This window comes from Citrobacter sp. MNAZ 1397, from assembly GCF_023613995.1.
GTDB lineage: Bacteria > Pseudomonadota > Gammaproteobacteria > Enterobacterales > Enterobacteriaceae > Phytobacter > Phytobacter ursingii.
This window is the reverse complement of sequence record NZ_JAKIVH010000001.1, coordinates 2,854,984-2,867,713: the sequence shown is the minus strand read 5'-3', so window position 1 is coordinate 2,867,713 and position 12,730 is coordinate 2,854,984. Positions and strand designations below refer to the sequence as shown.

Here is a 12,730-nt window from a genome sequence, read left to right as displayed (position 1 = left end):
TATGACTTACTGAGAGAAGAGCCTATGTTTGGTGGAAAAGGCGGTCTGGGTAACCTGATGAAACAGGCCCAGCAGATGCAAGAAAAAATGCAGCAGATGCAGGAAGAAATCGCAAAGCTGGAAGTGACTGGTGAGTCTGGGGCAGGCCTGGTGAAAGTGACCATCAACGGTGCGCATAACTGCCGCCGTGTTGAGATCGATCCGAGTCTGCTGGAAGACGATAAAGACATGCTGGAAGATCTGGTGGCTGCGGCGTTCAACGATGCTGCGCGTCGCATTGAAGAAACCCAGAAAGAGAAAATGGCGTCTGTCTCTTCCGGTATGCAATTGCCGCCGGGCTTCAAGATGCCGTTCTGATGCAGACCAGTCCGCTGTTAACGCAGCTTATGGAAGCGTTGCGCTGTCTGCCGGGCGTCGGCCCGAAATCGGCGCAGCGCATGGCGTTTACGCTATTGCAACGTGACCGCAGCGGTGGAATGCGCCTGGCGCAGTCATTGACTCGCGCCATGTCGGAAATTGGCCACTGCGCCGATTGCCGCACCTTTACCGAGCAGGAGGTCTGCAATATTTGCAGCAATCCGCGCCGTCAGGAAAATGGCCAAATCTGTGTGGTGGAGAGTCCTGCGGACATTTACGCCATTGAACAGACCGGGCAATTTTCCGGACGCTATTTCGTGTTGATGGGCCACCTGTCGCCGCTCGATGGTATCGGGCCGGACGATATCGGTCTTGATCGGCTGGAGCAGCGTCTGCAGGCGGAATCGCTGCAAGAGGTGATTCTCGCCACTAACCCGACGGTGGAAGGTGAGGCAACCGCCAACTATATTGCCGAGCTTTGCGCGCAATATGGTGTGGAAGCCAGCCGTATTGCTCATGGCGTTCCCGTTGGCGGTGAGCTGGAAATGGTTGACGGTACCACGCTGTCCCATTCACTTGCGGGTCGCCACAAGATTAAATTCTGACCAAACGGAGGCTGCGACACGTGGCTTCCGCTTGAAAAAATCCCTCTGAATCCCCATTTCACCCTCATCATTTCAATAGCCTGTACATTCGCGGCGCGAAGCGTGGTGGCTATTACTTTTTTAATGGCATTGTTGAGGTCGACTTACATGAAAGGACAAGAAACCCGTGGTTTCCAGTCAGAAGTAAAACAGCTTCTGCACCTGATGATCCATTCCCTGTATTCCAATAAAGAAATCTTCCTGCGTGAGCTTATCTCCAACGCCTCGGATGCGGCGGACAAACTGCGTTTTCGTGCGCTGTCCAAACCGGATCTGTACGAAGGTGATGGTGAACTGCGTGTGCGCGTCTCGTTTAATAAAGACAACCGCACGCTGACCATTGCCGATAACGGTATCGGGATGAGCCGCGACGAGGTTATTGAGAACCTTGGGACGATTGCCAAGTCTGGCACCAAAGCGTTTCTGGAATCGATGGGCTCCGATCAGGCGAAAGACAGCCAGTTGATTGGTCAGTTCGGGGTGGGCTTCTACTCTGCGTTTATCGTCGCGGATAAAGTTACCGTGCGCACGCGTGCGGCTGGCGAAAGCGCTGATAATGGCGTGTTCTGGGAATCTGCGGGCGAAGGTGAATACACCGTTGCCGACATCAACAAAGCCGAGCGTGGTACCGAAATCACGCTGCATCTGCGCGAAGGCGAGGATGACTTCCTGAATGACTGGCGCGTGCGCTCGATCATCAGTAAATATTCTGACCATATTGCGCTGCCGGTTGAAATTGAAAAGCAGGAAGACGTCGACGGCGAAACCGTGGTCTCCTGGGAAAAAATCAATAAAGCGCAGGCACTGTGGACCCGCAGCAAGTCGGAAATCAGCGACGACGAATATAAAGAGTTCTACAAACATATCGCCCACGACTTTACCGACCCGCTGGCCTGGAGCCATAACCGCGTGGAAGGCAAGCAAGAGTATACCAGCCTGTTGTTTATCCCTTCGCAGGCGCCGTGGGATATGTGGAACCGCGATCATAAGCATGGCCTGAAACTGTACGTACAGCGTGTCTTTATCATGGATGACGCCGAACAGTTTATGCCGAACTACCTGCGCTTCGTGCGTGGCCTGATAGATTCCAATGATCTGCCGCTGAACGTTTCCCGTGAAATTCTGCAGGACAGCACCGTCACCCGCAATCTGCGTAACGCACTGACCAAACGCGCCCTGCAGATGCTCGATAAGCTGGCGAAAGATGACGCTGAAAAATACCAGAGCTTCTGGAAACAGTTCGGTCTGGCGCTGAAAGAAGGTCCGGCTGAAGACAACGCCAACCAGGAAGCGATCGCCAAACTGTTGCGTTTTGCCTCTACCCACACGGACTCTTCCGAGCAGACTGTTTCACTGGAAGACTATATCTCTCGTATGAAAGAAGGGCAGGAGAAAATCTACTTTATTACCGCTGACAGCTACGCCGCTGCGAAGAGCAGCCCGCATCTGGAATTGCTGCGTAAGAAAGGCATCGAAGTTCTGTTGCTCTCCGATCGTATCGACGAGTGGATGATGAGCTACCTGACCGAGTTCAGCGGCAAGCCGTTCCAGTCGGTATCTAAAGCCGACGAGTCGCTGGATAAACTGGCTGATGAAGTGGATGAAACCACCAAAGAAGCGGAAAAAGCGCTGGAGCCGTTCGTTGATCGCGTTAAAACCCTGCTGGGCGAACGTGTAAAAGAGGTGCGCCTGACCCATCGCCTGACCGATACCCCGGCGATCGTCACCACCGATAACGACGAAATGAGCACGCAGATGGCGAAACTGTTTGCCGCTGCGGGCCAGAGCGTACCGGAAGTGAAGTACATCTTTGAACTGAACCCGGATCATCCGCTGGTGAAACGTACCGCCGATACCCAGGACGAGACGAAGTTTGGCGAATGGGTTGAACTGCTGTTGGATCAGGCGCTGTTTGCGGAACGCGGTACGCTGGAAGATCCAAACCTGTTTATTAAACGTTTGAATACATTGTTAATGTCGTAATTTCACATCCCTCTCACGTTCTCCCTCTCCCCGGTGGGGAGAGGGAATGACGTTGTGCTTTTTTTTCTCCCTTCTCCCACCGGGGAGAGGGGCGGAGTGAGAGGGCTTGCCGCACTTTTCAAACATTCTTTCTCACTAACCGTTTCAGCCCCGCCGCCTTCCTTGAGCCATATTGATTCTGGTGGTATCGTTTAGCGCTTTTTTGAAAAATTGAATCGACATTTGAGGGGATTTCCGCAATGCGTATTATTCTGCTTGGCGCTCCGGGCGCGGGTAAAGGAACTCAGGCACAGTTCATTATGGAGAAATACGGTATTCCGCAAATCTCCACGGGCGATATGCTCCGCGCCGCTGTGAAATCTGGCAGCGAACTGGGCAAGCAAGCAAAAGACATCATGGATGCCGGTAAACTGGTGACTGACGAACTGGTTATCGCCCTGGTGAAAGAGCGTATTGCCCAGGAAGACTGCCGCAACGGCTTCCTGCTCGATGGCTTCCCACGCACTATCCCGCAGGCTGATGCGATGAAAGAAGCGGGTATCAAGGTCGATTACGTCCTGGAATTTGATGTACCGGATGAGCTGATCGTTGACCGTATCGTGGGGCGCCGCGTGCATGCCGCGTCGGGTCGTGTCTACCACGTTAAATTCAACCCACCGAAAGTGGAAGGCAAAGACGATGTGACCGGCGAAGAGCTGACCACCCGTAAAGATGACCAGGAAGAAACTGTCCGTAAGCGTCTGGTGGAATATCATCAGATGACGGCGCCGTTGATCGGTTACTACTCCAAAGAAGCGCAGGCAGGTAACACCAAATACGCAAAAGTTGACGGCACCAAAGCCGTGGCTGACGTGCGTGCAGAGCTGGAAAAAATCCTCGGCTAATCGCCTTTATCCCCGGTGTTCGCCGGGGATAATCTTCCAATTGCTGTGATTGGTTTCGTTTACGCGCTTTTCAGTTACAATCATTAACCAGTTCAATGGTTAAGAGGCGCGAATGAGTCAGACGAAAGCAGGTATTCTGCTGGCCAATCTTGGTACCCCCGATGCTCCCACTCCCGAGGCCGTTAAGCGCTATTTGCGGCAATTCTTAAGCGACCAGCGCGTCGTCGATACCTCCCGTTTACTGTGGTGGCCGTTGCTACGCGGTGTCATTCTGCCTGTGCGCTCTCCGCGCGTCGCAAAGCTTTATCAGTCCGTGTGGATGGAAGAGGGCTCGCCGCTGATGGTCTACAGTCGCAGACAGCAAGCCGCGCTGGCCGCCCGTCTCCCTGACGTTCCCGTTGCGCTGGGTATGAGTTACGGCTCGCCATCGCTGGCGAGCGCGGTGGAAGAGCTACAGTCACAGGGTGTTGAACATATCGTCGTGCTGCCACTCTACCCGCAATACTCCTGTTCAACGGTGGCGGCAGTATGGGACGAACTGGCGCGTATCCTCGCCCCGAAACGCCATATTCCCGGCATCTCGTTTATTCGCGACTATGCGGATGACCCTGCTTATATCAACGCGCTGGCAAATAGCGTGCGTGCCTCCTTTGCTCGCCATGGCGAACCCGACTTGCTGCTGCTCTCTTATCACGGCATTCCACAACGCTATGCGGATGAGGGTGACGATTACCCGCAGCGCTGCCGGGACACCACGCGTGAGCTGGTCTCAGCTCTGGAACTGCCGCCAGAGAAAGTGATGATGACTTTCCAGTCTCGTTTTGGCCGGGAGCCCTGGCTGACGCCCTACACCGATGAGACCATGAAAATGCTCGGTGAGAAGGGGGTAAAACATATTCAGGTCATGTCTCCTGGGTTTGCCGCCGATTGCCTTGAGACTCTGGAAGAGATCGCCGTGCAGAACCGCGAGTTTTTCCTTGAAGCGGGCGGCGAGAAATATGAATACATTCCAGCACTTAATGATTCCCCCGATCATATCGAAATGATGGTTCAGCTCACCCGGCCCTACCGTTAACGGTTGTTTTCGCAGAAAAATCGTGCGCCGTCACGTAGCGCACGATCTGCGGTCTCCATCATGCGTGAGTAATGCAGAAACGCGTGCAGTGTTCCCGGATACATTTGATAATGACAATGCGCGTTATGCTCCTGAAGGATTGCGTAGAGGGTTTCGCTGTCATCTATCAAGGGATCATATTCGGCGCTGGCGATAAAACAGGGCGGGATAGCCCGCGTCAGGTCGTTGTTAAACACGCAGTAATAAGGCGATTCGCGATCCTGTTCATCGCGCAGATAAGCCCGATCGTAATCGTGTAAATCTTTCCGGGTTAAGCCATCCCATGTGCCGCCATAGAGCCGGCGGCTACGCGAATCCTGTAAACCATACAGACCATAGTAGAGCAGTAGCGCTGTCATTTGCCCGCAGTCAATATTGTGATCGCGTATCCACAATGCGGTCGCTATCGCCAGCATTGCGCCAGCAGAGTCTCCTGCGAACCCGAAACGCTGCATATTCAGGTTCAGGGTGTCAGCCTGCTGTGCATAAAACTGGCATACTGCCACGGCTTCCTCAATGGCTTGTGGAAAGCGCGCCTCAGGTGAAAGCGTGTAATCGATCCCGACCACCGTACATTGTGTGTAATGAGCCAGCAGTCGCATGATGCGATCGTGCGTATCAAGATTTCCCAGCACAAAGCCCCCACCGTGAAGATAAAAAAGCGTGGCCGGACACTCTTTTTCTCCCGAAGCGTAGATGCGCGTGCGAACAGAGCCATAGCACGTGGCGACATCGACGTCTTTGGTCGGCATTTCGGGGCCCCCGGCGTTCCAGTAGCGCCGTTCTTCGTTATAGGCCCGACGCAGAGCGGGATAATCATTGCCATCCGGTAACGGTGGCGGATTTTCCTGTTGAAAACGTAATATTTGCTGCATTTCAGCAGAGATACGCTCAAGAACGCGTATTTTATTCCCTTTATCCATGATGTCCTCCGGTAAACAGTCTTCATTGTAAGGAGCATCACGAGCTGAACCGGGATCTGCGTAGCCGATATTGAACATGTCTGCGGTGTAATGCCGATCGCGAGAGGCAGGGAATGTGCTACCATTCCTGGCCCAATCCTCACCCGTAACGATGACCATGAAATTTCCCGGTAAACGTAAATCTAAACACTATTTTCCTGTTAACGCCCGCGATCCGTTATTGCAGCAAATTCAGCCAGAGAATGAAGCAAGTGCCTCCTGGGTGGTTGGCATTGACCAGACGCTGGTGGATATCGAAGCGAAAGTGGATGATGCGTTTATCGCCCGTTACGGTCTGAGCGCCGGCCACTCTCTGGTGATTGCAGACGATGTGGCCGAGGCGTTGTATCAGGAACTGGTGCGTGAAAACTTAATTACCCACCAGTTTGCGGGCGGCACCATTGGCAATACCATGCACAACTACTCGGTGCTGGCGGATGACCGCTCGGTGTTACTGGGGGTGATGTGCAGCAATATTCAGATTGGTAGCTATGCCTATCGCTACCTGTGCAATACCTCAAGTCGTACCGACCTGAACTATCTGCAAGGCGTAGACGGCGCAATTGGCCGCTGCTTTACGCTTATCAGCGAGTCGGGTGAGCGTACGTTCGCCATTAGTCCCGGTCATATGAATCAATTGCGTCCGGAAAGTATTCCTGAATCGGTTATCGCTGGTGCCTCCGCCCTGGTGCTGACCTCTTACCTGGTGCGTTGTAATCCGGGTGAGCCGATGCCGGAAGCCACCATGCAGGCCGTGGCTTACGCTAAAAAGCACAACGTTCCGGTCGTGCTGACGCTCGGCACGAAATATGTGATAGCGGATAACCCGCAGTGGTGGCAAAACTTCCTGAAAGAGCACGTCTCCATTCTGGCGATGAATGAAGAAGAGGCGCAGGCGTTAACCGGAGAAAGCGATCCGCTGTTGGCCTCGGATAAGGCGCTGGATTGGGTTGATCTGGTGCTGTGTACCGCAGGTCCGGTGGGGCTGTATATGGCCGGGTTTACCGAAGATGAAGCAAAACGCAAGACGCAGCATCCTTTATTGCCAGGGGCTATCGCCGAATTTAATCAGTATGAATTCAGCCGCGCGATGCGCCATAAAGATTGCCAGCAGCCGTTGCGCATTTATTCGCATATTGCCCCGTACATGGGCGGCCCGGAAAAAATCATGAATACCAACGGGGCGGGAGATGGCGCGCTGGCGGCCTTGTTGCATGATATCACTGCCAACAATTACCACCGTATCAATGTGCCAAACTCCAGTAAGCATCAGTTTACCTGGCTGACTTACTCGTCGCTGGCGCAGGTCTGTAAATATGCCAACCGTGTGAGCTATCAGGTGTTGAACCAGCATGCGCCTCGTTTGTCCCGCGGGCTGCCGGAGCGTGAAGACAGTCTGGAAGAGTCGTACTGGTCGCGGTAACGTTGAGTTAAATTGTTGCATGGTTTCCCGGATGGCGCTGGCGCTTATCCGGGCTACGGGTTCGGTGCCCGATCGTAGAGGGGAGAGGGAGCCTCACAAAAATGCGAGCTCGATCGTTTCCCTCCCCCCGTGGGAGAGGGCCTGGGTGAGGGCATCAGGCCGCACGGACCTTTACCCGGTCATTGACTCAACGACTGGCGGCTTCTCAAGCAATGTCAGCATGGTATTCGCAATTTCCCGCTCACCCATCACCACCTGGTTTGCCCCACGTTCGACAATGTATTCCACTTCGTCGTCATAATGGGCGCGGGCGATAATCTCGATGTTCGGACACTTTTCTCGCGCCGTTGCGACAATCTCACCCGCTTCATAGCCGTTCGGAATCGTCAGCAGCAGCCAGCGGGCGCAATCCAGATGCGCGAGATTCATGATCTCCTCGTTGGCTGCATTCCCCAGCACGGCGCGAATGCCACGCTCGCGCAGTTCATCCACACGGGTACGCGATGTCTCAATCACCACCAGCGGAATCCCCTGGGCCATCAACTTCTCGCCTAACAGGCTGCCGACACGACCAAAGCCAACCAGCAGCGCGTGATTGCAAATATCCACCGGGATCTGCTTCTCTTCCTCGATAGCCTCCTCCAGGGTTTGCTCTTCCAGCGTTTCGGTTTTATCGAGGTATTTTTCCAGCAGCGTGAACAGTACCGGGTTCAGCATAATGGAGAGGATTGCCCCTGCGAGCACCAGGTTTTGCCCTGCCTGGGGCAGTAAATCCAGCGCCATACCCAGCCCGGCGAGGATAAAAGCAAATTCGCCAATCTGCGCCAGACTGGCGGCGATAGTCAGGGCCGTACGCGGCGAGTGACCGAACAGGCGTACCAGGAAAAACGCAGCAACCGATTTACCGAAAATGATAATTGCCAGCGTGGCCAGCACCGCCAGTGGCTGATTAAACAGCACCATGGGGTCAAAGAGCATGCCGACGGAGACAAAGAAGAGCACCGCGAAGGCATCGCGCAGCGGCAAGGTATCGTGTGCGGCGCGGTGGCTCAGCTCTGACTCGTTCAATACCATCCCGGCAAAGAAGGCGCCCAGCGCGAAGGAGACATCAAAAAGTTCGACCGCCCCGAAAGCGATACCGAGAGCCAGTGCCAGAACCGAAAGAGTAAAGAGTTCGCGCGATCCCGTTGCCGCGCTACGCGCCATGATCCAGGGGACCAGACGCCGGCCCACCAGCATCATAATGGCGATAAAGGCGACCACTTTGCCGATGGTGATGCCCATATCGAGGGCCAGCGTCGCCAGCCCCACGTTGCCTTTTTCCATCATTCCGGCAACGGCGGGCAACAGAACCAGCGTCAGAACCATCACCAGGTCTTCGACAATCAGCCAGCCGATGGCGATTTGTCCGCGCTGGCTGTCAATGAGTTGCCGCTCCTCAAGCGCGCGCAGCAGCACCACGGTACTGGCAGTCGAGAGACACAGCCCAAACACAATGCCGGTCATCAGCGACCAGCCTAATGTTGCGGAGAGCGCCATACCCAGAAGCGTGGCGACGGCGATTTGCGCTATCGCTCCGGGAATGGCGATGGACTTTACCGCCATCAAGTCCTTTAAAGAGAAATGCAGCCCCACGCCAAACATCAGCAGGATCACACCCAGCTCCGCCAGTTCCGGCGCCAGCTTAGTATCGGCAACGAAACCAGGGGTAAAAGGTCCGGCCAGCACACCCGCTAACAGATAACCCACCAGAGGAGAAATTCGAAGTTTATTGGCAAGCATGCCGAGGATAAAAGCGAGAACAAGCCCGCCGACAATGGTGGTGATAAGCGGTGTGGCGTGATGCATTCCGTCTCCTTTCGTTAATGCGTGGATCCATTTTGGTTGATTAACCAAAACCCAGGTTACAGTTTATGACAATTTTAACCATTGTGTTTATGAATAATCGTTGAATTCTGAAGAAAATGGCACGTTGGGCGAAATTAAACGGCAACCCGGCCATAGAGAGCAGAGATCCCGTTGTAAGTGCATATTTGACTGAGAAGAAGGGGGCCAAAGCCAGGCTTTGGCCAGAGAGAAATCATGCTTTATGGCGATTATCGGGCAGGAATATGGTCAATATCCCCAGTAATGGCAGGTAAGCACAGATTTTATAGACCAGATCGATACTGGTATGGTCGGCAACGACCCCAAGTACTGCCGCGCCAAGGCCTCCCATCCCGAAGGCAAAACCAAAAAACAGCCCGGAAACCATGCCGATACGCCCAGGAAGCAGCTCCTGCGCGTACACCAGAATGGCGGAAAACGCGGAGGCCAGCACAAAGCCAATGATCACCGTCAGTACCCCCGTCCAGAACAACGTTGCATAGGGTAAAAGGAGGGTAAAAGGCGCAACACCGAGGATAGAGCCCCAAATGACATATTTTCGCCCGATCTTATCGCCGACAGGCCCGCCAATCACGGTGCCGGCTGCGACGGCAAACAAGAAGATAAACAGGTGAATCTGCGCATTCTGGATGGATAAATCGAACTTATGCATCAGATAGAAGGTGAAATAGCTACTGATGCTCGCCATATAGAAATATTTCGAGAAAATCAGCACTAACAGAATGCAAACCGCCAGAATCACCTTATTGCGCGGCAGCGGATTAATTATCGTCGCTGCTTTTTTCCCCTTGTTCACCCGGTGCTGCGCGGCATACCAGCGGCTCACCTGCGCCAGTACCACGATAGCCAGCAGCGCCGCGAGCACGAACCAGGCAACATTACCTTTGCCGTAAGGGGCTATGATAATGGCCGCCAGCAGAGGACCCAGCGAGCTGCCGAAATTCCCGCCGACCTGGAAGATAGACTGCGCCAGCCCGTGACGCCCGCCGGAAGCCATACGCGCCACGCGTGAGGATTCCGGATGAAACACCGACGACCCCGTCCCGACAAGTGCGGCGGCGATCAGCACCGTTTCAAAGCTTCCCGACAGCGCCAGCAGGACCAGACCGCTGAGAGTAAAGCACATGCCGATGGGAAGCGACCAGGGCATCGGATGCTTATCCGTCCAGTAACCGACGATCGGCTGTAGCAATGATGACGACAACTGAAAGGTCAGGGTTATCATCCCAATCTGTAAAAATGAGAGGGAAAATTCATTTTGCAACAAGGGATAAATCGCCAGAATCAGCGACTGGATCATATCGTTAAGCAGATGGGAAACGCTAATCGCACCAAGGATGCCAAAGGCGGTGCGAGCCTTAGGGACTGCCCCGGAAGACGGGGTCAGTGGCTGAGGAGTTTCACTGATTGCCATAAATACTCTGTCAGGTTTAGCGATGTAAGAATTGTCAGAACTGAAATAGTTATCTGGCTAACATACCTGCGGATAAGGTTTGAAGGAAGTCGCAATTCTGAAAACTTATTTGTCTATTCTTTCCGGGCACAGTACTTTTGCGTTTGTTAATGAATCAGGGAGAGAAGCATGAAATTGTTAAAAAAGAGCATGGTGCTGGCGCTGCTGGCCGCCTTTACGCTGGCAAGTGGTTCGGCTCAGGCCTATGAGCAGGACAAAACGTATAAGATAACCATCCTTCATACCAACGATCATCACGGCCACTTCTGGCGCAACGACTATGGCGAATATGGCCTATCTGCACAAAAAACGCTGGTGGACGGTATTCGCAAAGAGGTAGCGGCAGAAGGCGGCAGCGTCCTGCTGCTTTCCGGCGGCGACATCAATACCGGTGTACCGGAATCCGACCTGCAGGACGCGGAACCTGACTTTCGCGGCATGAACCTGATTGGCTATGACGCCATGGCCGTGGGCAATCACGAATTTGATAACCCGATGAGCGTGCTGCGCCAGCAGGAAAAGTGGGCCAAATTCCCGTTCCTTTCCGCCAACATCTACCAGAAAAGTACCGGTGAGCGTCTTTTTAAACCGTGGATGATTTTTGACAGGCAAGGGCTGAAAATTGCCGTGATCGGTTTAACCACCGATGACACGGCAAAAATCGGTAATCCCGAGTATTTCACGGATATCGAGTTTCGCAAACCGGCCGACGAAGCAAAGCTGGTGATTGAAGAGCTGCAACAAACCCAGAAACCGGACGTCATTCTTGCCACCACCCATATGGGGCACTATGACAATGGTGAGCATGGTTCCAATGCGCCGGGCGATGTAGAAATGGCGCGAAGTCTCCCGGCCGGATCGCTGGCGATGATTGTGGGTGGTCACTCACAGGACCCGGTGTGTATGGCTTCGGAGAATAAAAAGCAGGTGAATTACGTTCCGGGTACGCCCTGTGCGCCGGATCAGCAGAATGGTATCTGGATTGTTCAGGCCCACGAATGGGGCAAGTACGTGGGGCGTGCAGACTTTGAGTTTCGCAATGGCGAAATGAAGCTGGTGCGTTATCAACTGATTCCGGTGAACCTCAAGAAGAAGATCACTTACGATAACGGCAAGAGTGAGCGCGTACTCTATACCCCGGAAATTCAGGAAAACCAGCAAATGCTCTCCCTGCTGACGCCTTTCCAGAATAAAGGAAAAGCGCAGCTGGAGGTCAAAATCGGCAATACCAACGGCCACCTCGAAGGCGACCGCAGTAAAGTCCGCTTTGTCCAGACCAACCTGGCGCGTCTGATTCTGGCCGGGCAGATGGCGCGTACCAATGCTGACCTGGCGGTGATGAGCGGCGGCGGTGTGCGTGATTCCATCGAAGAGGGTGACATTACCTATAAAGATGTGCTGAAAGTTCAGCCATTTGGCAACACCCTGGTCTATGCGGATATGAGCGGTAAAGAGCTGGCGGACTATCTCACTGCGGTAGCGAAAATGAAGCCGGACTCAGGGGCTTATCCGCAGTTTGCCAATGTCGGGTTTGTGGCGAAGAACGGCGTACTGAGCGACCTGAAAATCAAAGGTGAGGCTATCGATCCGGGTAAAACCTACCGTCTGGCAACGTTAAGCTTTAACGCCACCGGTGGCGATGGCTATCCGCGCATTGATAATAAACCGGGATACGTGAATACCGGCTTTATTGATGCCGAGGTGCTCAAGCAATTTATTGAGCAGAACTCGCCGCTGGATGCGGGGGCTTACGAGCCGAAGGGTGAGGTGAGCTGGCAGTAATGTTGCCCTCACCCAGGCCTTCTCCCTGAGGAAGAGGCCAGGGTGAGTGGGAAAATGCGGCTCTGGTGGTCATTCCGTTCACCGTATGTTCCTTGCTTTTCTATCGCGACAGAACCCGTGAACGTGCCAGGGTGGCTCACCGCCACCACCCTGGCGACCCGGGCTCCCGGCCAGGAAAATCGCCGCTGGCGCGGTCCATTCGTCTTATGCCGTCTGACTTTCGGGTCGGGGACCAGCCTGC

The 12,730-nt window shown here is 54.1% G+C and carries 10 protein-coding genes; 7 read left to right on the top strand and 3 right to left on the bottom strand.

Annotation, left to right across the window (positions count from 1 at the left end; translation table 11 throughout):
- Positions 1-24 precede the first annotated feature (24 nt).
- From L2097_RS13475 to hemH, 5 genes are all read left to right on the top strand, one after another.
- Positions 25-357 (top strand): YbaB/EbfC family nucleoid-associated protein, encoded by a 333-nt coding sequence (locus L2097_RS13475; protein WP_041852682.1) that lies wholly within the window; start codon positions 25-27, stop codon positions 355-357.
- The gene (gene recR / locus L2097_RS13470) at positions 357-962 is read left to right on the top strand and encodes a recombination mediator RecR (protein ID WP_047371541.1); all 606 of its coding nucleotides are present in this window, start codon (positions 357-359) and stop codon (positions 960-962) included. Before L2097_RS13475 ends, recR begins: the two co-directional genes overlap by 1 nt.
- Positions 963-1,109: 147 nt before the next feature.
- Positions 1,110-2,984: a molecular chaperone HtpG gene (htpG, locus tag L2097_RS13465; protein WP_047371540.1), complete on the top strand. Its 1,875-nt coding sequence runs from the start codon at positions 1,110-1,112 to the stop codon at positions 2,982-2,984.
- A gap of 239 nt (positions 2,985-3,223) precedes the next feature.
- Positions 3,224-3,868 (top strand): adenylate kinase, encoded by a 645-nt coding sequence (gene adk, locus L2097_RS13460; protein WP_041852454.1) that lies wholly within the window; start codon positions 3,224-3,226, stop codon positions 3,866-3,868.
- 112 nt (positions 3,869-3,980) lie between these two features.
- The gene (gene hemH / locus L2097_RS13455; RefSeq protein ID WP_250353012.1) at positions 3,981-4,943 is read left to right on the top strand and encodes a ferrochelatase; all 963 of its coding nucleotides are present in this window, start codon (positions 3,981-3,983) and stop codon (positions 4,941-4,943) included.
- On the opposite strand, the gene aes is transcribed toward hemH, so the two are convergent.
- Positions 4,940-5,905, bottom strand: coding sequence for an acetyl esterase (gene aes, locus L2097_RS13450; protein WP_250353011.1), 966 nt, complete (start codon positions 5,903-5,905; stop codon positions 4,940-4,942). The genes hemH and aes overlap by 4 nt on opposite strands.
- Positions 5,906-6,062: 157 nt before the next feature.
- Here aes and L2097_RS13445 point away from each other — a divergent pair, with 157 nt between their 5' ends.
- The gene (locus L2097_RS13445) at positions 6,063-7,367 is read left to right on the top strand and encodes an inosine/guanosine kinase (RefSeq protein WP_085006968.1); all 1,305 of its coding nucleotides are present in this window, start codon (positions 6,063-6,065) and stop codon (positions 7,365-7,367) included.
- Between the two features lie 171 nt (positions 7,368-7,538).
- On the opposite strand, the gene ybaL is transcribed toward L2097_RS13445, so the two are convergent.
- Both ybaL and L2097_RS13435 read right to left on the bottom strand, forming a co-directional pair.
- Positions 7,539-9,215 carry a YbaL family putative K(+) efflux transporter gene (gene ybaL / locus L2097_RS13440; protein WP_047371538.1) on the bottom strand — a complete coding sequence of 559 codons (1,677 nt, stop codon included), beginning with the start codon at positions 9,213-9,215 and terminating at the stop codon, positions 7,539-7,541.
- 232 nt (positions 9,216-9,447) lie between these two features.
- The gene (locus L2097_RS13435; RefSeq protein WP_047371537.1) at positions 9,448-10,668 is read right to left on the bottom strand and encodes an MFS transporter; all 1,221 of its coding nucleotides are present in this window, start codon (positions 10,666-10,668) and stop codon (positions 9,448-9,450) included.
- Positions 10,669-10,836: 168 nt separating this feature from the next.
- Between L2097_RS13435 and ushA the strand changes: the two genes are divergently transcribed.
- A complete protein-coding gene (ushA, locus tag L2097_RS13430; protein ID WP_085006956.1) occupies positions 10,837-12,489 on the top strand; it encodes a bifunctional UDP-sugar hydrolase/5'-nucleotidase UshA in 1,653 nt (550 codons plus the stop codon).
- Positions 12,490-12,730 lie beyond the last annotated feature (241 nt).